The organism is Polynucleobacter sp. UB-Siik-W21, from assembly GCF_018687415.1.
GTDB lineage: Bacteria > Pseudomonadota > Gammaproteobacteria > Burkholderiales > Burkholderiaceae > Polynucleobacter.
This window is the reverse complement of sequence record NZ_CP061289.1, coordinates 1,670,592-1,690,383: the sequence shown is the minus strand read 5'-3', so window position 1 is coordinate 1,690,383 and position 19,792 is coordinate 1,670,592. Positions and strand designations below refer to the sequence as shown.

General features: G+C 42.1%; 25 protein-coding genes and 1 pseudogene. 20 read left to right on the top strand and 6 right to left on the bottom strand.

The features are described 5' to 3' along the window. Positions 1 to 5 precede the first annotated feature (5 nt). The 4 genes from C2756_RS08855 to C2756_RS08840 all read left to right on the top strand — a co-directional run bounded on the left by C2756_RS08855 (position 6) and on the right by C2756_RS08840 (position 2,811). Complete coding sequence (locus C2756_RS08855; RefSeq protein ID WP_215318722.1) at positions 6 to 998, top strand: zinc-binding alcohol dehydrogenase family protein; 993 nt, start codon at positions 6 to 8, stop codon at positions 996 to 998. Positions 999 to 1,010: 12 nt separating this feature from the next. Then, positions 1,011 to 1,361 carry a cupin domain-containing protein gene (locus C2756_RS08850; protein WP_215295622.1) on the top strand — a complete coding sequence of 117 codons (351 nt, stop codon included), beginning with the start codon at positions 1,011 to 1,013 and terminating at the stop codon, positions 1,359 to 1,361. Positions 1,362 to 1,410: 49 nt separating this feature from the next. Continuing rightward, on the top strand, positions 1,411 to 2,409 hold the full coding sequence (locus C2756_RS08845; RefSeq protein ID WP_251372038.1) for a tripartite tricarboxylate transporter substrate binding protein: 999 nt from the start codon (positions 1,411 to 1,413) through the stop codon (positions 2,407 to 2,409). A gap of 240 nt (positions 2,410 to 2,649) precedes the next feature. Beyond that, complete coding sequence (locus C2756_RS08840) at positions 2,650 to 2,811, top strand: hypothetical protein (protein ID WP_215318720.1); 162 nt, start codon at positions 2,650 to 2,652, stop codon at positions 2,809 to 2,811. Between the two features lie 147 nt (positions 2,812 to 2,958). On the opposite strand, the gene C2756_RS08835 is transcribed toward C2756_RS08840, so the two are convergent. After that, positions 2,959 to 3,324: a cytochrome c5 family protein gene (locus tag C2756_RS08835; protein ID WP_215318718.1), complete on the bottom strand. Its 366-nt coding sequence runs from the start codon at positions 3,322 to 3,324 to the stop codon at positions 2,959 to 2,961. 195 nt (positions 3,325 to 3,519) lie between these two features. On the opposite strand from C2756_RS08835, the gene C2756_RS08830 reads away from it, so the two are divergent. The 8 genes and pseudogenes from C2756_RS08830 (at position 3,520) to C2756_RS08805 (ending at position 7,673) form a co-directional block, all read left to right on the top strand. Beyond that, a complete protein-coding gene (locus C2756_RS08830) occupies positions 3,520 to 4,188 on the top strand; it encodes a glycosyltransferase family A protein (protein ID WP_215318717.1) in 669 nt (222 codons plus the stop codon). Between the two features lie 174 nt (positions 4,189 to 4,362). Then, positions 4,363 to 4,761, top strand: coding sequence for an MAPEG family protein (locus tag C2756_RS08825; protein ID WP_215318715.1), 399 nt, complete (start codon positions 4,363 to 4,365; stop codon positions 4,759 to 4,761). A gap of 2 nt (positions 4,762 to 4,763) precedes the next feature. After that, complete coding sequence (locus tag C2756_RS08820; RefSeq protein WP_215318713.1) at positions 4,764 to 4,940, top strand: hypothetical protein; 177 nt, start codon at positions 4,764 to 4,766, stop codon at positions 4,938 to 4,940. Positions 4,941 to 5,193: 253 nt separating this feature from the next. Further along, a complete protein-coding gene (locus C2756_RS08815; protein ID WP_215318712.1) occupies positions 5,194 to 5,781 on the top strand; it encodes an Rrf2 family transcriptional regulator in 588 nt (195 codons plus the stop codon). 19 nt (positions 5,782 to 5,800) lie between these two features. Continuing rightward, positions 5,801 to 6,076: a 3'-5' exonuclease gene (locus C2756_RS11140; RefSeq protein WP_251372037.1), complete on the top strand. Its 276-nt coding sequence runs from the start codon at positions 5,801 to 5,803 to the stop codon at positions 6,074 to 6,076. Then, positions 6,067 to 6,222 (top strand): annotated as a pseudogene (locus tag C2756_RS11135) (PolC-type DNA polymerase III); the annotation flags it as partial. The gene C2756_RS11140 and the pseudogene C2756_RS11135, both read left to right, overlap by 10 nt. 18 nt (positions 6,223 to 6,240) lie before the next feature. Next, positions 6,241 to 7,191: a GIY-YIG nuclease family protein gene (locus C2756_RS08810; protein ID WP_251372036.1), complete on the top strand. Its 951-nt coding sequence runs from the start codon at positions 6,241 to 6,243 to the stop codon at positions 7,189 to 7,191. Positions 7,192 to 7,274: 83 nt separating this feature from the next. Then, the gene (locus tag C2756_RS08805; protein ID WP_215295617.1) at positions 7,275 to 7,673 is read left to right on the top strand and encodes a BLUF domain-containing protein; all 399 of its coding nucleotides are present in this window, start codon (positions 7,275 to 7,277) and stop codon (positions 7,671 to 7,673) included. A 46-nt stretch (positions 7,674 to 7,719) separates the two neighbouring features. On the opposite strand, the gene C2756_RS08800 is transcribed toward C2756_RS08805, so the two are convergent. Beyond that, complete coding sequence (locus tag C2756_RS08800; RefSeq protein ID WP_215320932.1) at positions 7,720 to 8,376, bottom strand: DsbA family oxidoreductase; 657 nt, start codon at positions 8,374 to 8,376, stop codon at positions 7,720 to 7,722. Positions 8,377 to 8,838: 462 nt separating this feature from the next. On the opposite strand from C2756_RS08800, the gene C2756_RS08795 reads away from it, so the two are divergent. The 5 genes from C2756_RS08795 (at position 8,839) to C2756_RS08775 (ending at position 12,916) form a co-directional block, all read left to right on the top strand. Further along, the gene (locus C2756_RS08795; protein WP_215318710.1) at positions 8,839 to 10,200 is read left to right on the top strand and encodes a CmpA/NrtA family ABC transporter substrate-binding protein; all 1,362 of its coding nucleotides are present in this window, start codon (positions 8,839 to 8,841) and stop codon (positions 10,198 to 10,200) included. A gap of 13 nt (positions 10,201 to 10,213) precedes the next feature. Then, a complete protein-coding gene (gene ntrB / locus C2756_RS08790) occupies positions 10,214 to 11,074 on the top strand; it encodes a nitrate ABC transporter permease (protein WP_215295613.1) in 861 nt (286 codons plus the stop codon). Continuing rightward, positions 11,064 to 11,930 (top strand): ABC transporter ATP-binding protein, encoded by an 867-nt coding sequence (locus C2756_RS08785; protein ID WP_215318705.1) that lies wholly within the window; start codon positions 11,064 to 11,066, stop codon positions 11,928 to 11,930. The genes ntrB and C2756_RS08785 overlap by 11 nt, the downstream gene beginning before the upstream one ends. A 28-nt stretch (positions 11,931 to 11,958) precedes the next feature. After that, positions 11,959 to 12,402 (top strand): cyanase, encoded by a 444-nt coding sequence (gene cynS / locus C2756_RS08780; protein WP_215295609.1) that lies wholly within the window; start codon positions 11,959 to 11,961, stop codon positions 12,400 to 12,402. A gap of 88 nt (positions 12,403 to 12,490) precedes the next feature. Further along, on the top strand, positions 12,491 to 12,916 hold the full coding sequence (locus C2756_RS08775; RefSeq protein ID WP_215318703.1) for a PAS domain S-box protein: 426 nt from the start codon (positions 12,491 to 12,493) through the stop codon (positions 12,914 to 12,916). 27 nt (positions 12,917 to 12,943) lie between these two features. Here the strand turns inward: C2756_RS08775 and C2756_RS08770 are convergent, their stop codons facing one another. Both C2756_RS08770 and C2756_RS08765 read right to left on the bottom strand, forming a co-directional pair. Then, entirely contained in the window at positions 12,944 to 13,438 is a 495-nt protein-coding gene (locus tag C2756_RS08770; RefSeq protein ID WP_215318701.1) for a hypothetical protein, read from the bottom strand. A 61-nt stretch (positions 13,439 to 13,499) separates the two neighbouring features. Continuing rightward, positions 13,500 to 13,865, bottom strand: coding sequence for a hypothetical protein (locus tag C2756_RS08765; protein ID WP_215318699.1), 366 nt, complete (start codon positions 13,863 to 13,865; stop codon positions 13,500 to 13,502). A gap of 203 nt (positions 13,866 to 14,068) precedes the next feature. Between C2756_RS08765 and C2756_RS08760 the strand changes: the two genes are divergently transcribed. From C2756_RS08760 to C2756_RS08750, 3 genes are all read left to right on the top strand, one after another. Further along, entirely contained in the window at positions 14,069 to 14,419 is a 351-nt protein-coding gene (locus C2756_RS08760; protein WP_215318697.1) for a winged helix DNA-binding protein, read from the top strand. A 223-nt stretch (positions 14,420 to 14,642) separates the two neighbouring features. Beyond that, positions 14,643 to 15,101, top strand: a complete 459-nt coding sequence (locus C2756_RS08755; RefSeq protein WP_215318695.1) for a (2Fe-2S)-binding protein — start codon at positions 14,643 to 14,645, stop codon at positions 15,099 to 15,101. 31 nt (positions 15,102 to 15,132) lie between these two features. Next, entirely contained in the window at positions 15,133 to 17,373 is a 2,241-nt protein-coding gene (locus C2756_RS08750; RefSeq protein WP_215318693.1) for a xanthine dehydrogenase family protein molybdopterin-binding subunit, read from the top strand. A gap of 51 nt (positions 17,374 to 17,424) precedes the next feature. On the opposite strand, the gene C2756_RS08745 is transcribed toward C2756_RS08750, so the two are convergent. Beyond that, the gene (locus C2756_RS08745) at positions 17,425 to 18,459 is read right to left on the bottom strand and encodes a TRAP transporter substrate-binding protein (protein WP_215318691.1); all 1,035 of its coding nucleotides are present in this window, start codon (positions 18,457 to 18,459) and stop codon (positions 17,425 to 17,427) included. A 75-nt stretch (positions 18,460 to 18,534) separates the two neighbouring features. Beyond that, positions 18,535 to 19,689, bottom strand: a complete 1,155-nt coding sequence (locus C2756_RS08740) for a beta-propeller fold lactonase family protein (protein ID WP_215318688.1) — start codon at positions 19,687 to 19,689, stop codon at positions 18,535 to 18,537. Positions 19,690 to 19,792: the final 103 nt, after the last annotated feature.

The following is a 19,792-nucleotide window of genomic DNA, read 5'->3' as shown; positions in this document are numbered from 1 at the left end:
TGACAATGCAAAAAGAGAATTTGCGTGCAATACGTTTGAATGCAAAAGTATCGTCAATTGACGAGCTCTCACCTTTGATTGAGATGCAACAACCCCCCACCTTAAATCAGGGCGAGGCTTTGGTGCGTGTAGTCAGTGCAGGCGTAAATCCCAGTGATGTTAAGGCAGCATTAGGAATTATGCCTAAAGCAATCTTTCCGCGTATTCCAGGTCGCGATTTTGCTGGTGTAGTAGTGGATGGTTCTAGCGCATGGCTTGGTAAAGCAGTGTGGGGATCTGGTGGCGATATAGGTATAACCCGCAACGGTTCGCATGCGGGTTGGTTGGTTCTGCCTGAGCAGGCCCTTTATGAAAAACCACAAAATTTAAGCTTTGAAGAGGCGGGCTCGGTTGGTGTGCCATTTGTTACTGCTTACGAGGGATTTCGAAGGAGTGGATTGCCTAAGCCTGGTCAGATTGTTGTAGTTATGGGCGCCAATGGAAAAGTAGGTCAAGCTGCCGTACAAATTGCTGCTATGAATGGGGCTCAAGTAATTGCCGTTCAACGTTCTGACTCCTTTAGTGCCTTTGCATGTAGCGATGTAAGTGTGATTAATGCTAAAGACTTAGGAGCAGAGCAAATTGCAGAGCAAGTTCAGCAACTAAGCAATGGTAAGGGGGCAAATATTATCTACAACACCGTTGGAAGTGCTTATTTTGAAGCTGCCAATAAATCTTTGGCAAAGGGTGGCACTCAGATTTTTATAGCAACGCAAGATAGAGCTGTGCCATTTGATATTTTTACTTTTTATCGCGGCATGCATACCTTTGTTGGAATCGATACCTTAGCGCTAGACTGCATTGAGTCAATCAAACTATTAAATCAATTGAAGTCTGGTTTTGAATCTAATCAACTGAAAGCATTTCATGTGGATCAGACTTTTGCGATTGATCATGCTCTTGAGGCTTATAAACTTGTTTTAAGCGGCTCCCCAAAACGAGTTGTGTTTAATTTATAGATAGAGCAATTTATGCACATTACGAGATTTGAAGCGGCCAACACTTATCAAGCCCCGAATCATGATGATATGACTTGCTATCGCCTTCAGGGCAAAGAGGCGAGTCCGTGTAATTCAATGTGGATGGGCATGAGTGTTTTTGAGCCTGGAGGTCAAACCGCACTTGATGGCTCAACATTGGAAAAGATCTATTTTGTTGTAGAGGGAGAAGTGGCAGTATTTTGCGAGTCTGAGGATGGCCTCAAGTCAGAAGGTATTTTACGTAAGAATGATTCTTGTGTCTTTTTAGCAGGCGAGAAAAGGCAGCTAAAAAATTTAAGCAATCACATTGCGAAGGTCATTTTAATCATGGCATCAAATTAAATTCTGATCAAATGTTTCAACTACATCATTTAATGGAAAATCAATCATCATGAAACAAGTTCAATTTAATGTGAAATCCTTACTTGCTAAGCTAATCGTGATGCTTACGATTTCAATGGTTGGTATTGGTAATTCTTTTGCCCAAACGGCTTGGCCTAACGCCCAAACTATACGTTTTATTGTGCCGTTTACTCCTGGCAGTGGAACCGATGTGATTGCTCGTCTTATTGCTAACAAGGTGGCAGATAGCCTTGGCACATCAATTTTTATCGAGAATAAGCCTGGTGCTGGCGGTACTATCGGCGCAGCACTGGTTGCCAAATCTGCGCCCGATGGATATACATTTTTAATTCAATCTTCTGGTCATGTAGTTAATCCATTTATCTATAGCGGCTTACCTTACGATACTTTGAAAGATTTTGCTGCTGTTACTTCCTTGGTGCAACTCCCAAATGTCATGGTGACATCACCAAATGCTGGTTACACTTCAGTTGCGGATTTGATTGCTAAGGCTCAAGCTAATCCAGGCTCTAAAAATTACGCTTCTGCTGGCAATGGATCAGCCACGCATATGAATGCGGAAAAATTCAGAATCGCTGCAAAAATTAACGCAAACCATATTCCCTACAAAGGAACACCAGATGCTATTACAGATACGATGGCCGGTAGGGTGGATTGGTTTTTTTCACCCATTGTTTCTGCTTTACCCTTAATCAAGGATGGCAAACTTCAGGCATTGGCTGTTGGCACCTCTAAGCGCTCCATAGTATTGCCTAATGTGCCCACTACGATTGAATCTGGCGCTCCTAATTCCTCTTATATTTTTTGGGTAGGCATTTTTGCTCCTTCTAAAACGCCTACAAAGATCATCAATCGAATGAATGCTGCCATCATTAAGGTAATGCAAGAGCCTGCTGTGGTTGAGCAACTACATAGACTTGGTGCAGAGTCAATGGTGATGAGCCCTGAAAAATTTGAACAGATGGTTAAAACAGAGATGGATTCAGCGGCTATTTTGGTCAAAGAGTCAAAAATGGTGGTGAACTAACTGAGAATCATCTTGCAAAAATAAGATTTAGCTCATAATCCTTTGGTCCCAGGTTCAAGTCCTGGTGGCCCACCAGAAATAAAATACCAACCTTCGGGTTGGTATTTTTTTGAGCGCCACTTCAAGTAATGGTGCTGATACTGAATTTAATCTTCGATTTAATTATTCAAGACTTCTCAGCATGAAGTTTCTTTTTGCCTTAAGATATCAAGCAATCATGAAATTTTTTGGAGAATTACGATGTTTGCTAAAACCACACTTAGCGTTCTTGCCTTTGGCATAGTATTAATTGGCTTGCTGCAATATTTCAATAGCGGTGAGTATTTAGTTTTTGTGAGTGGCATGGTGCTATATTTCATGGTTGCTATTTCAGATACCATTTGTAAGCTGATGAATAAATAATTCTCTTAATTATTCATCGCTATACCAACTCTAAGGTTGGTATTTTTTTGCGCACTTTTAGTTAAAACTTTCTGAGACCATTGGCTGAATAATGAGCCGATAGATTATTTACTAGGTGTTAGGGCTTGTAAAAGCGTAAAACAAAACTCATGATTTTGAGGGCTTTTTAGCAATCCGCTTATTGATCTCTTTCAGCATTGCTTCATCAGGCTCGCTCCAATTGGCACCCGCTTGATTTGCCATATAGACAACCGCAGAAGCGAATTCTGGAACGGATAGGTCTGGCTTTCCGCCTTTTGCCGGCATCGCTCTTACGCCGTGATAACCATCAGAAGTAATGTGTGCTTGACCCTCTTTAATTAACTTACCCCATTGCTTTTTATCGCCTACCATAGGAGCCTTATTTAGACCAGTGGCATGACAGCTCGAGCAAACAGCTTTATAGGTGTCTTCACCGCTTGCTAGGCTCAGTAGGCTAAAAAAAGATAAGCTGAGAAATAGAAAATATTTCATTTTTAAGACTCATAAAGTTGGTTAATGTGAAATTAAGAAGAAAGTTTATTTCAAAAAAGCATAAGCTTTATCAATAAAAATTTATCTAAATTAGTAAAGATCTTAGGATAGTTGATTTCTAGATTATTGTCTTTTGGCCTGGCAAAGACTCAATTGTCATCAACGACACAGTTATGTGCTCTAATCCGACTCAATATGATTACTGTCGTTATTGCCTCCTACAGGTACGGACACCTTGCAGCACATTGCATCGAGTCGCTACTTTCTCAAACTACTCCACCTGCAAGGATTTTATTTGTAGATGATGGCGGCTTTGATTGTGATCATTTACCAGGCATATACCCAGACATTGAATATATATTAAGGAAAGATAATTTAGGTGTTGTAGATAATTTTCAAGACATCCTATCTCAGATCAAAACAGAATATGTACTTTTCATAGGCGCTGATAATTGGTTGCGATCAGATGCAATTGATTTGTTATCCAATGCAAGCACCGATATTCTCACTTACGATATTGTCGTTACAGGTGAATTAAAAGAAGAGATCTTAAATAGGGTGCCTGGTGAAACTGTGCCCTATCAAGGAGACCTTTATTGGAATCGCCAATATCAGCATCACGGATCCATGTTGTACCGCACTGCTTTTGGGCAAAAAATTGGTTATAAGAAAAGATATGAAGATGGAATGCATCCCCAAGAGGATTGGAATTTATGGGATGAGATGCTTGAACAAGGTGCTACAGTAAGCAGTCTCAAAGAAGGACTTTTGTTCTACAGAAGGCATCGAGAAAATTTTTTGAAATATCCTCATCAATCTTTACAGCCAGAGCAAGCTGACTTTCATTGCGTTCTTGAGGAATAGGTAGAAAGATGTAATTTCCAGCCCTCCCATCCTTGGGTGATAGTTGTAAATTGTGCTGGGTTGAGTTGGCGACAAATAAAGAACCTTGATTCATGAAAAGAATCGGAGGTCAGCGCCAAGCCAATAAAAACCCTAGAATAGCCTTAATTCTTATTTCTTGATGGGCTCTTACTGATGAATCAGTATCTCTATACCTCGTTTATTACACTGTTGACCGTTCTATTGATGTTTGGGTTGACTTTTAATGTAGGTAGAGCAAGAGGTAAATATCAAGTGAAAGCGCCTGCAGTATCTGGGCATGAACTTTTTGAGCGTGCCTATCGAATCCAGCTCAATACGATTGAAAACGTTCTCATGTTTTTGCCTGCTTTGTGGCTCTATGCCATATTCATCGGAGATAAAGGGGCAGGTGATTCGGGTGTAATTTGGTTGATTGCTAGAGTTTGGTATGCGATTGCCTATCAACTTAATCCCGCTAAACGTGGACTTGGTTTCTTAATTTCTATTCTTGTGGTGGCAGGTCTATGGACAGGCGCTGCCTATGGAATATTTCACCAGCTGATGAAAGTTTAAGTATGAAAGCTCCAGATAAGCGCTGTTGTGGTTCAGGTGTTTGCATCATTAACGATGCCGGCGAGTGTTGGTGTGGGCAAGTCTGGGATGGTGAAAAAATGGCAGCACCCACCTTAAACTTAAAGCCAAGCGCTCCAAAGAACGTAGAACCAGATTCTAATAAACCTGAGTCTGACTAATAGGGCTAGTACTTTAGCCCCCTGTTTTCAGGATACTTTGAAGAGAAGGTAGATAAAAGTTATTAGCTGAAAAAGATGAATGGCTTCGCTGCCAGCAATTCGGAGGGCAAGCAAGTGCAGCAACTAAGTTGGAGGAATTATTGGGTACTGGGAACTTCAACTATGGGATAAAAAGGGTTAATTAATGCGCTGCAGCACAAATTTTGAATCAGTTTCATACTAGCCGTAATCTAACTTTTATACCAAAAACACCATGGAAGTCACTCAAGCAGTCAAGGTAGCCCTGAATACTTTGGTCGATATTGCAAGCCACTCAAGTAACGGTCAATTAGTCACCGTTCCGGAAATAGCCAGAAGACTGCGCATGTCGGTTAGTCGCATTGAGCTATTGCTGAGACCTCTGCGGGAATCTGGACTTGTCATCGGGATTAAGGGGCGAACTGGGGGTTATCAACTTCTAAAAGACCCTCGCATGATTACGATCAAAGACATTGTTTTAGCGATGAATCTCATTAAAAAAAGAAAAGTAGAAGTATCAGATATTGCAAAAGATCTCTATCAGTCGCTCGAGACTTACATGATGAATTGCATTTCTAATGTTACTTTGGCTTCTGCTATTAAGGATTACATTCCACGTTTTAGTGAGGTGCAAACTGCGCCTGAAAGAAAACCCTATTTCCCCACAGAGTCTGAAGTAAAGGCTAAGCAAGAAAAAAGCCCCAAAGGAGAGACTCAAAAAGTTCTAAAGACTTCATTTAAAAAAGTTGAAGAAATCCCACGCGGGCCCAACTCCATTTTTAGTTTTGCAGACTACCTTAATAAAAACTCACCAGCAAACTAAAGTTATCAATTCATTTGGCGTGGATATTCAGCAGGTGTCATACCCTGATTTAGCTTTTGTAGATATTGAAACCACTGGTTCTCATTTTGATCGCGATCGCATTACCGAGATTGGTATCAAAACTCTAGCCAGCAATCAAATTCAGGTATGGGAGCAATTAATCAATCCCCAAACCTTTATTCCGCAAAATATCCAAAGACTGACTGGCATATCACCCCGGATGGTTGAAGATAAGCCAAGCTTTGAGGAGGTGGCGAAAGAGTTAAAGCAAGAGCTTGAGGGAAAATATTCATAGCCCACAATGCTCGATTTGATTACGGTTTTATCAAAGCATCTTTTAAAAGAATCGGCATAGACTTCAAGCCTAAAGTTTTATGTACGGTAAAGCTTTCAAGATTACTCTTTCCAGAGCAGTCTCGCCATAATCTAGATACCATCATTAACGCTCACCATCTGAAGGTGAGCGCCCGTCATCGTGCGCTAGGCGATGCAGATTTATTGCTCCAGTTTTGGCAAATATGTGAAGAGAAGTTTGGTAAAGAAAAATTGAATGAGCTGATCAATCAGCTGGTTGGCAATCCTAGTCTGCCGCCAAATATAGATAAAGATTTAATAGACTCTATTCCCTATGCTCCAGGTTGCTATATCTTTTATGGTGAGAATAAGGTTCCTTTATATATCGGTAAGAGTATTTCTTTGCGCAGTAGAGTGATGGGTCACTTTCAGGGAGCCTTGACGCAGCGCAAAGAAATGAAGCTCTCTTTGCAAATCCGAGACATTGATTGGATAGAGACTAGTGGTGAGTTAGGCGCCTTAATTTTAGAGTCTCAGCTGATCAAAGAACGCATGCCGAGCATGAATATCAAGCTTCGTCGCTCTAAAGATCTTTGTGCTTGGAGTTTGGAGATAGATTCTGCTGGGAAGCTTAAGCCAGCGCTTGTCAATCAAAAGGATTTGCTACCAGGCCTTCAAGATAACCTTTATGGATTGTTCTACAGCAAAAGAGAGGCTCACTCTTATTTAAAAGCAGTAGCTAAAAAGTATCGCTTATGCGAAGTATTGCTAGGAATAGAAAAGGGCGAGGATGGGAAGTCCTGTTTCGGATATCAAGCAAAACAATGTGGTGGTGCTTGTATTGGAATTATGTCTGCTGAAATGCACAATCTTCAGCTGAAGACTGCGATGAATCTATATAAGGTACAAGTCTGGCCCTATGTAGGCCCAATTGCCATCAATGACGGCGGAGAAATGATCGTTCTAGATAAGTGGTGTTATCTCGGTACTGCTATTAATCAAGATGAGCTTTATGAGCTAACAGAATCGGGAGAGGCTGAATTTGATCTTGATATTTATAAGATAGTGAAAAAGGCTTTGGCTGGACACTATAAAAATCAAGTGATTCAGCTGTAATGTTTTTCACTTAAGCATTGCTTTGGGTGATGCTGGGGTAAACGCCTAGAGTAATTATTTTTCGAGCTATCTAGTATGGGTATATGTCTAAGCTAATCGAACTAACTTATGTGAGTGAGCCGGCTCAAAGTATGTCTTTTTTGGGCTTGATGAGACTCTTGTATCACTCCTACTCAAATAATCAAGCATTGGGCATTACTGGGGCGCTCATCTATGAGGACAATAAATTCGGCCAAGTGATTGAGGGGCCTGAAAAAGATATTGAAGCCTTATGGCAAAAGATTCAAAAAGACGGCCGGCATAAAAATGTCCGCCTAATAGAATCTAAGCCCATCAGTGAGCGTAGCTTTAGTAAATGGACGATGGTATTTCAAGGTAGCGAAGAGATTGCTAAAACTCTGCCAGAAGTGAGTGCCGCTATTGAGGATATTGATTTTCCAGCGGGCCATCCGTTGTTAATTGCTTTGAGGAATGCTGGCTAGCACCCGCTTGATCTATTCAAGTTCCGATGGGGTATACAGTTTTTCTTTAACTTTGCTCAATCAATTGTGCAAATGCATTTACGAATGACTCAGGAGGCTGAGCTCCTTGCATAAGATACTGATTGTTCAGAATGATCGCAGGAACAGAGTTAATTCCCGCATTTGTATAAGTAGCCTCTTCAGTACGCACTTCTTTGGCAAATTCATTATTCTTGAGAATCTCTAGAGCTCTATCTTGATCTAGGCCAGAACGAGTCACTGCATCTAGTAGATTATGTTGATCATCTAAATTCACTGCTAAGCAAAAGTAAGTATTGAGCAATTCTTTCTTGAGGATTGCTTGCTTCTCCAGCCCAAACTCTTGACCTGCCCAATGCAGAAGACGATGAGCGTCAAAGGTGTTGTAAACCCTTTTGCGACCTTCTGGATGAAATTCAAATCCTGCCTCTAAAGCTTTGGCTCGAATATTGGCCTGATTGGTTTTGACCTGCTCTGCAGTTAAACCATATTTTTCAGTGAGATGTTCTATAGCATCTTGGCCGCCTTTAGGCATATTAGGGTTGAGTTCGAAGGGGCGAAAATGCACCTCAAAATTTGCCTGATCACTGAGCTGATCAATCGCTTGATTTAGATTGCCTAGACCGACTGCGCACCATGGGCAGGCGATATCAGATACATAATCAATTTTGATGGTTGGTTTCATCATTTGATTCTACAAGCCTATTGGTAGTGAAGTGCTTGGTAAGTCAGTGTTGCCTAAAGCAGAACTAAAGAGTGAGAAAGCATTTCTTAAAAGATGTGAAATTTCACAGCATAGTTACTGACATGACGCTAATAACTAGCCACTCTTTTCCCCGTATTTTTAAGTTGAAGTAGTGTAGCCAGCATGCCCAAAATTCTTTGAGTATTTGAATAAATTTCATCTTCCGCACAATTTTGGGGCATGAGTTAAATGCCTTCCTTGGACTCAATATGCATTGCTGCATGTTTTGAGTCCCATTCCTTAAAATTCTGATCCCAATTCAATAATCACCATTTTGGTGCGAATCATTTTCATGGGAAGTGGTTTGGTGCGTTGCTGTATCTCCCTGTGATTTTGGCAGGTTAAAAATGACTTATTAACTTTTTGCTTATTTTTAATGACTAAAACCTCTAGGAGATTCAAATGAATTCATATCGCCCCTTTGATCCTGATAGGCCATTATTTAGTAGTCGTTGTAGTTGTGGTCGTCATGCATCCGATGCTGAGCATGCCCTTGATTTGTCTGCGAGAGTCGACGAAGAGAAAATGAGTGCTGATTTTGTGGAGGCAAGTCTTGTCAAGGCATTGTTCCCGCAAGAGAGTCGTCGCCGCGCATTTCTAAAAGCGGTTGGTGCTGGCGGTGCAATGAGTGCCTTATCTGGATTCTTGCCTATAGGTGCCTTGCAGGCGATGGCTCAAGAAAAAGCCCCTTTAGAAAAGCCTGATCTCAAAATTGGTTTTATTGCGATCACCTGTGCCACCCCTCTTATCATGGCCGATCCCCTAGGTTTTTATAAGAAGCAGGGCCTCAATGTCACACTGAATAAAACTGCTGGCTGGGCGTTAATTCGAGACAAGATGCTGAACAAAGAGCATGATGCCTCTCACTTTTTATCACCAATGCCCATTGCAATGTCTATGGGATTAGGTTCTGATCCCACTCAAATGCGGGTGGCGACTATTCAGAACGTGAATGGCCAGGCTATTACTTTGGCGAATAAGCACAAAGATAATCGTGATCCAAAAAAATGGAAGGGTATGAAATTTGCTGTTCCATTTGAATATTCGATGCATAACTTCTTGTTGCGGTACTACGTATCTCAAGCTGGATTAGATCCTGATAAAGATATCCAGATTCGCGTTACCCCACCTCCAGAAATGGTTGCCAACTTACGTGCTGGCAATATTGATGGATTCCTGGGGCCTGATCCATTTAATCAACGCGCCGTTTATGACGAGGTTGGCTTCATCCATATCTTGACTAAAGAAATCTGGGATGGACACCCTTGTTGTGCATTTGGAACATCTGAAGACTTTATTAAGAAAAATCCAAATACTTTTGCAGCGCTCTATCGTGCTGTATTGAATGCCTCAACCATGGCGCGCGATCCCGCTAACAGACCGCTCATTGCAAAAGTGATTTCGCCAGCCAACTACTTAAATCAACCAGAAACAGTTGTGATGCAAGTGTTGACCGGAAAATTTGCTGATGGTCTTGGCAATGTTCAAAACGTTCCTGACCGAATTGATTTCAACCCAATTCCCTGGTACTCAATGGCAACTTGGATGCTGACTCAAATGCAGCGCTGGGGTTATGTCAAGGGTGATGTCAATTACAAGGACATCTCTGAAAAAGTATTTCTGCTGACCGACGCCAAAAAGTATATGGGGGAGACTGGCATTGCTATTCCAGCCCTGGCAAAAGCAGGTTATAAAAAAGACAAGATCATGGGCAAAGAGTTTGATCCAAGTCAGCCTGCTGCTTATTTGAAATCTTTCCAGTGAGTCAGAGATAAACATGAATAAGCTTTCTATCAAAGTTCGTGGAGCCATACTTTCGGTTGCCATTTTGGTTTTTGCATTATTGCTTTGGCATATCGCAACTGCCCCAAAGGTAGTTTCTACTCCAGTAGTCAGTACAGGCACCAGTGAGTATCAAGCCCTGATGGGGCAGGGTGGCGGGGTTTCTGTGGAGAAGTCTGGATTTCCAACGCTAACCCAAATGGGAGAAACCTTTTATAAGCAACTTTCAAGCCCTTTTTATGACAATGGTCCTAACGACAAGGGGATTGGTATTCAGCTTGCATATTCCTTAGCTCGAGTTGGGCTTGGCTTTTTGCTTGCAATGTTAGTAGCTATTCCTTTCGGCTTCTTAATTGGGATGTCGCCATTGGCATATGAGGCATTTAATCCGTTTATCCAAATCCTAAAGCCTATTTCTCCCTTAGCGTGGATGCCAATAGCGCTGTATACGATTAAAGATTCATCCATCTCCGGCATCTTTGTGATCTTTATTTGTTCAGTATGGCCCATGCTGCTCAATACAGCATTTGGTGTGGCCAATGTTCGCAAAGAATTATTAAACGTCACTAAGACTCTGGAAGTTTCCCCTTTCCGAAAAGCTTTTTTAGTGATCTTGCCAGCAGCTGCGCCAACGATTTTGACTGGAATGCGAATCTCAATGGGCATTGCATGGCTGGTGATTGTTGCCGCAGAGATGCTTGTTGGAGGCACCGGAATTGGCTATTTCTTATGGAATGAATGGAACAACCTATCTATCTCCAGCGTAATTTTTGCCATTGTGATGATTGGACTAGTTGGGATGATTTTAGATATGGCATTTGCAAGATTACAGAAGGCAGTTTCTTATGCAGAATGAAAATTCATTTTTAAAAGTTGAGAGTCTAAGTAAGTCATACAAGACGGATGCGCCACCAGTATTCGAGGGTATCAATTTTGAAATTGAGCGCGGAGAGTTTGTTTGCATCATTGGCCATTCGGGCTGTGGCAAGACAACGATTTTGAACGTGCTGGCTGGTCTTGAAGATGCTAGCAGTGGTTATGCTTATATGCTGGGTCGAGAAATTAATGGCCCAAGCCTTGATCGTGGCGTTGTATTTCAGGGGCACGCATTAATGCCTTGGATGACGGTCTTGCAAAATGTTGCCTTTGCGGTGAAGTCTAAGTACCCAGATTGGTCAAAGCAGCAGATTTCGGATCACTCTAAAAAGTACTTGGCAATGGTTGGGCTCGTTAATGCTGAAAATAAGAAGCCTTCTGAGTTATCTGGTGGCATGAAACAAAGGGTTGGTATCGCCAGGGCTTTTGCAATTGAACCAAAAATGCTTTTGTTAGATGAGCCCTTTGGTGCATTGGATGCCCTGACGCGTGGCGTGATTCAGGATGAGTTGCTCAAAATTTGTAGCGAAACCAAGCAAACGGTTTTCATGATTACGCATGATGTGGACGAAGCGATTTTACTCTCAGACAAAATTATGTTGATGAGTAATGGGCCGAATGCACGGATCGCCGAAATCGTCATCAATACATTGCCTAAGGATCGAAAGAGGGCAAGCTTGCACCATGATCCGATGTATTACCCCATGCGAAATCACTTGGTTGATTTTTTAGTCAATCGTTCTAAGGATTTGCAGGCTAAAGGATCTGCTGGAGGTTTAGACGGCTACCAGCCAATCTTGGTATGCCCAGGTCTACAAACCCCAGTGACTCAATAAATTCAAACTTAAAACTTAGGAGAAAAAGATGGATCGTTCAGTAGTGACACAGAAAATTATCGAAGCCAAAGTTCGTAAAGGCATGAAGTGGAGTGACATTGCCAAAGCAATTGGCGAGTCAAAGGAATGGGTTACTGCAGGCTGCTTGGGCCAAATGACCTTTACTAAAGCACAGGCTGAAGCTGCTGGTAAGTTATTTGACTTGACCGATGAAGAAATGGCTTGGTTGCAAATTGTTCCTTATAAAGGCTCTTTACCAACTGCAGTGCCAACCGATCCACTGATCTATCGTTGGTATGAGATTGTGAGCGTATATGGCACCACGATCAAAGAGTTGATCCATGAAGAATTTGGCGATGGGATTATGAGTGCGATTGATTTCTCAATGGATATCCAACGCGAACCAGATCCAAAAGGTGATCGTGTGCAGGTAGTGCTATCAGGTAAGTACCTTTCTTATAAGACTTACTAATCAAACTAGTCTCTTAGTAAGCCATCTTCGGGTGGCTTTTTTATTGGAGTATTCTTAGTAAGAAATGACTAAACAATAGAGATTACGCATGTCAGATGGGATTGATTTCAAAGCACTGGTGGGCCATATTGGCGAAGCAGTGATTATTTCGGATCGAAATGAGAATATCTTGTTCTGGAATGCGTCAGCCCAGCGTATTTTTGGCTATAGCCAAAAAGAGGCTTTAGGAAAAACACTCAGCATCATTACGCCTGAGCGTTTTAGGGAGCGCCATTCTAAAGGCTACTTTCACACGATGGAAACGGGCAAAACGAAGTATGGCAATACTTTGCTGCGGGTTCCAGCAGTGCATAAAGATGGTAGATCTATTTCAATTGCCTTTTCAGTCACGATGATTTTTGATGATCAGGATCAGCCTATGGCGATTGCAGCCATTATTCGCGATGAAACAGAACGATTCCAAGAAGAGCGCAAGCTCAAAGAAAAGTTAGCAGCCTACGAGAAGAATCATTAAGCCAACAAGTATTGCTGTTGGTAATTTTTAAACACTTTTCTTCATCAAATCACTAATCTCGCGAGCTTGATTCGATAGTTTGACCGCTTCTGCTGCTGAATCAGCTGCCAACCGAGAGGCATCAGCTGCTTCACTCGAGGCTTTGAGTAGCGCTTCTTCAGCGTGTTGAGAAACCGCAGCAGCTGCAGCAGCTGCAGCTGCTGCAGCTGCTGCAGCTGACTCGATCGCCGCTATTGCAGCAGATACTGCTGCTTTAACTGAAGACTCCACTACCGCCAAAAAGGATTTGTCTTTAGAGGCGAGTTCTGCAGCATTCATGGCATTTAAAGCGGCTAGTCTGGATTGCTCGGCTGCTTTGGCAGCTCGCTTAGATGCCTCTGCAGATTGCAAAGTCAGTTCTTTAAGGGATGAGAGCGCCTCCTGATAGTTTTTGCTCACGCCTTTATAGGTATTACGCAGATCCTCTAAATCTGCTTGCATTGTTTCTAATTTTTGATAAACCTGTTCAAGACTTTGAGTCATGGCGCTCTCCGGGGTGCTTTTTAATCGCTGCTAGAGATTAACATCAAAAATACAAGCTACCTCATACTTTTTCTTTATCTTTAACGATAAAAATCTCTTCTGTGGTTTCAGTAAAGGCATTAATAATGTCGATAAATTTTTTGGTCGGTTTAACGTATTTGATCCGTTTATCCAGTAGATCAGGGTAATGCTCGATCCAGCCATCATCGATAAAGCGTTGGTAGTGAGATCTGACTGCTGTCGAAGAATGAGGCAGGGATGCAAAGAGCTGCTTAATCGTAATATGCCCATTGGCATAGTTATGAATCGAGAGTAGCAAAATCAGATCATAGGCAATCAAAGAATTTTCAATAGGAAGATTTTCTTGGACCCACTTCCGTAATCTAAAGATAGACTCGATCAGAAGTGGATGGTTTTCACTGAACATGCCTTACTCTAAGGCTAATAACTCTTAATTGGTAGTGAAAAAAGCTTTTAATTTAAAAGCTTTTTTAAGCATCTTTATATTCTTGCTAATAACTAGAAGCTTTCTGATACTGAGGGTGCTTATTGACGTAATCCCCGTTCAAAGTGGTTTTCATCCTTTTGGTGATGATCTGTTGTGGGATAGAAAGCATAAGCACACTCCTAATGAAATTAATTCACTCCACACCCATTGCCTGTTTTTTAAATGCGGTTGCCTCCTTACCTACCAATAGCCCTAGTACCAGATTAGATTGGCTTGAAGAGCAGTTATTAAATTACATCTTTCTTACTACTGCCAGAGACGAAAGTTTGTTAGTAGGCCAGATAATTTTATTAAAGCAATTTGGATCGCAAGCCACCTTACATGGTCGCCTAAAGAATTTAGTTAGAAAAGGCTATATACGTTTACTTGAAGATAAAGAGGATGGCCGCAGAAAGCTCGTTCACTTAACGGCCAAAGCAGATAACCACTATGAACAATTATCTAAATGCCTCATTTCGGCACTCAAGAAGTGAGACTTTAAAAATACCCAAAAAGACCATTTATTGAATAGCGGGTGGTTTTCTGATGTATTCAAACAGCATCGTCTGGCTGAGTGCGGGTATTTACTAGTGATACCCCATTCTCTTTATTGTATAAATTGATACTAATTAGAAAAAACCTAGACTTGATTCTAAGCAATCTAGGAAGATGTGAGACATTCTGTTTTTTAAAATTTCATCATGGGAAATGAAGCATATGACACAAATTACTTTACTAGTGAATGGAAAGAGTAAATCTATTAATGTAGATGATGACATTCCATTGTTATATGCATTACGTGACGACCTTGGTATGAAGGGCCCCAAATTTGGTTGTGGCTTAGGTCAGTGCGGAGCTTGTACGGTGCAGATAGATGGGCAGGCGGTGAGGTCCTGTGTCACGCCTGCTAAGAGTGTGAGTGGTAAAAAAATTACTACGCTTGAGGGCTTAGGTAGCACTCAAAAACCCAGCAAACTTCAGCAGGCCTTTATTGATGAGCAGGCAGCTCAGTGCGGCTACTGTCTGAATGGCATGATTATGACGGCCTCAGCCTTTTTGGCCAAAAATAAAAATCCCAGCGATGCGCAGATTGTCGAAGCGATGTCCGGTAATTTATGTCGATGTGGTACCCATCAGCGCATTGTTGCAGCCGTGAAGCGCTATTTAGCAGCTTAATTTCCTCAATTCCTTGAGATCAGGTATTTATATGAATACATTTACACGCCGTGAATTTTTAAAGACCAGCAGTGCTGGTGTATTGATGGTCAGCTTCTCCTTGAGTTTAGAGGCTGCTCCGACGAATCAGTATGGTTTAAGAGATCCTAAAGAAGTCAGTAGAGAGGCCGTTGACTCTTGGTTGAGTATTGATCAAAACGGTAAGGTCACTATTTTTTCTGGCAAAGTAGATTTAGGGACTGGTGTGAAAACTGCTCTAGCGCAAATGGCGGCGGATGAGCTCTATGTTCCATTTGGTAGTATTGAAATGGTGATGGGTGATACAGCCACCACTCCAGATCAATGGATTACGGGTGGTGCGATTTCTATTTCTCAGGGCGGCACTGAATTGCGTCAAGCTGCTGCTAATGCGAGACAAGCTCTGTTAGAGAGAGCTGCTGCTAAATGGCAAATACCCGTTTCAGAATTAATGGTGAGAGATGGCGTTATTTTCCCCATCAGCAATCCAGGTCAAAAGGCTACTTACGGTAGTCTGATTGGTGAGGGATTCAAGATTAAGGTTGACACTAAAGTTCCCTTGAAAAAATATACTGAATACCGAGTTGTGGGTAAATCTATTCCACGCGTTGATATTCCGAGCAAGGTCACCGGCGAATATGTATATATGCATGATTTCAGGTTGCCTGGCATGCTGCATGCTCGCGTTATTCGTCCAGACTCGATTGGCGCTAAATTAGAAAGCTATGACGACGCATCCTTGAAGAACATTAAAGGCTATGTCCAAACAGTCCGCAAAGGCGATTACCTCGCTGTGATATCGACCACAGAGTGGGGTGCTGTCAAGGCGGCTCGCGATCTCAAGGTATCTTGGAAAAAGGGACCCGATTTACCAAAGAAAGAAACTATCTTTCAAGAGTGGCGACAAATGCCGCTTGCAAAGGAAGAGGTAACCCAGAAGGTGGGAGATGTTAATAGCGTGATTGGTTCAGGCGCTAAAAATATCAAAGCTACCTACAATTTTCCTGTGCAGACACACGCCTCAATTGGCCCATCTTGTGCGGTAGCTGATTATCAGAATGGAAAACTGACGGTGTGGAGCGCCTCTCAGGCAACCCATTCAATGCAGCATGAGTTAGCAGTCATTACTGGTTTACCAAAAGATTCAATTCGCCTGATCTATCTAGATGGTTCTGGTTGTTACGGTCGCAATGGGCATGAAGATGCTACTGCCGACGCTGCCTTAGCTGCTATTGCGCTAGGTAAGCCTGTACGCATGCAGTGGATGCGTCATGATGAAACTGCACTCGCACCAAAGAGTCCACCAAGAACGATGGACTTCGAAGCCAGTTTGGATAGCAAGGGAAATATTATTGGCTGGAAGAGTGATTTTTATATCGCCCTGAATCACATTGCATTTATGAAGCCTTTAGATTTTCCATTGCTTGCTGCTACCGATACGGGAGTTCCTCGTCCTGGAAATTGGGTAGGCTTCCTCTTTCAAAATACTGGGGCACCCTATGCAGTGCCTAATATTTCAGTCAATACCAAACATATTGCGCAAACTTTCTTAAGATCTTCCCATCTCAGAAGCCCCGGAAGAATTGAGAATAGCTTTGGTAATGAATCTTTTATTGATGAGCTTGCTATCTCTAGTAATGCTGATCCTGCGGAGTATCGTATCAAGAATTTAACGGATCCTAGAGCTATTGCAGTGATCCGTGCGGCGATGAAGTCTTCGGGCTGGCAAAGTCGGGATCCAGCATATAAGTCTAATCAAGGCAGCAATATCGCTAAGGGTCGTGGCATTGCTTATGTGAGATACAACAACGCTATTACCTATGTTGCTACAGTTGCTGATGTAGAGGTTAATCGAGAGACTGGCAAGATTTTGGTTAAGAATTTGTATGTTGCACATGATTGCGGTCAAATCATTAATCCTGATGGTGTGCAAAATCAAATTCAGGGTGGTGCAATACAAACGGTCAGCCGTGTATTAATGGAGGAAGTGAAGTGGAAGGGCAGCGATATTGAGAGTGTTGACTGGGCCTCTTACCCAATTATTCGCTTCAATGAAGTTCCTAAAGTCCATACCGTGTTGATTGACCAACCTGGTACACCTTCATGGGGCGCGGGAGAGCAAACCCCAACAACCATTCCTGCAGCCATTGCTAATGCAGTATTTGATGCGGTAGGTGTGAGACTGAGAACGATTCCATTTACGCCGGAGTCGGTCAAGACCGCAATGAAGGAGCAGTCATCAGCTAAAGCATGAAGTCATTCAACTGAAAGCTGCTAACAATCTATTTTAGAGTTTAGAGCCTATTCATAACTTTCCAACAGATTGTTCTAATAGGTTCCAACCCGTTTTTCCAAAATGCTCGCGCCATCTTCCGTAGAAGCCATCACCTAGCTTATCTTTAAAGCTTTGGATATTGGCTTGATTGAATTTTTGACCGCGTTCTGTAAGAGTGACCTCAAGTTGCTTGTTTAAATTATTGGTATAGGTTCTTTGTAGGGAAACATATTTTTTGACATTCCTGAGAACTACTTCTTGAACGTCACCTGGCAGCGATTTCCAGAATTTCTGATTAGCCAAGAGATTAAATCCAGACCACATGTGATTTGTAATAGATTGATTGTTGCTGACCTCATACAGCTTATTGACTTCAGTGATGACGAGAGGATTTTCCTGTCCATCAACCTTACGAGTCTTCATTGATTCATAGAGCTCTCGAATATTTACGGTGACAGGTGTTGCCCCAAGAGAGCTAAATAGATCGCGAAACATTTCACCATCGGGAACTCTAATGCGCATTCCAGATAAATCGGCTGGAGTATAGATTGCCTTATCAATCATTCCAATTTGCCTAAATCCATTTTCTAGTAGTCCGTATTGAAATCGATAGATTCCTTTGGCTGCGCATTCTTTTGCTATGTATTCACCTAGGGATCCGTCATTAGCAGCATAGACCTGAGCGTTATTTTGGAAAGCGAAGGGGATGCCTTGGATCTCTGCAATGGGCACTACTTTTCCTAAGATTCCGCCCATGAGGGTAAAGAACTCCAGATCTCCACGCTGCAGCATATCTAAGGCCTGTGGGTCTGATCCTGGAATTTGATTGTTCTGGGCATAAACCGTAATTTGTAATTGCCCATTGGTTTCACGAGCGACAGCAGACCACATATCCACCAAAAAAGAATGTTGGTGGCTGATTGCAGGTTGATTATGGTACTGCGAGCCTACCCATTTTGCCCCTTGAGAGTAAGCGGGTTGGCTGATACTACTCACAGCCGAGGCACCTATCAGGCTAGCCCCATATTGTAAAAATTGACGTTTTCTATTGTTTATCACTTTCATGATGTCACCTTTAGTCTTATGAAAATACCGCCTGCAGGCGGTATTTAGTCTCAATCAAAAAAAGAATTCTGAAGCTTATTTCGTTTTTACAAAAGTGACCCAGTTCGCCCCTTTACCTCCAGGAACTCTCTCGATTAGAGCGATCTCGCCTGAAGATTGGTTAATAGAGTAAAGGGAAACCTTGTCAGATTTCTGGCCTGTAGCAACCAAAAATTGTCCGCTCGGATCAACATTAAATCCTCTAGGCATCTCCTCTGTCGGGGTGGTAAATAGATACTTTACTTTGCCAGTTTGGGTATCCACTTCAAAGCCGCTTAAAGTGCTTTTTGTTCTCTCTGATGTGTAAAGAAATTTACCGTTAGGTGTCAGTTTAATTTCGGCACAGAAGATCATATTGGAATCATCAAAAGCAGTGGCTTCTGGGGATCCGGTAGGAGGTCTTGGTCTTCCTGGCACTAACTTGCTATCACTTGGCAGGCTGGATACAGCCTGAATTTGAGTTAAGGCTCCTGTCTTGATATCTCTAGAGAAAACAATTACTTCACCAGTCATCTCAGTAATGACATAAGCGAATTTATTATCCGCCGAAATGACGATATGTCTTGGCCCCTGTTGTTTTTGAAGTGCTACTGAGCTGGCTGTCTCTGATAAGGGCTTTGCTTGAGAGGCATTAAAGGTATGAATTTTGATCTCATCGGTACCTAGTTGTGGAACATAAACAAACTTATTGGACTGATCAAATACGATCGCATGCGGATTCTTTCCACCACTAGGGAAGGCCTCAGCTGGAACGGGATTAACGTAACCATTTGCTTGGATTTGATTAACGCTATTGTTGTGACCGCCAAAAGAGGTGGCCAATAACCATTTACCGGTTTTATCAGTCGAGACGCTAACCATGCTATCGGGCAATGGAATTGCACCAGTCCATTTTAGCTGTCCATTGGCTTGATCAATTTGATACATGTATAAAGAAAAGGGCTTGGAGCGCACAGAGGCATACAAATTTTTATTATCTGGTGTCACCGCCATGGGCATCACAAATTTTCCAGCGGGGAAACGACCAACTGAAGTTAAGTGTGGACTTGCCCCAGCCGTGAGTTCATATGCTGTGATGTCAGCATCCTCAATATTGGAAATGTAAACATAAGTTGCGCAATAAGCGCTGCCCGTAATTGCAAAACCGAATGCAGCTAAGGCTAGCTTTTTAGTAATAGCAGTCTTAATCATTTTGTCTCCTCTATAAGTGAAATTTGCTACTTTTATTTAAAGTATCTGCTCTTTCGGATCAGACTCTATTGGTATCTTCCATTAGCTATGCTTTTGATACCGT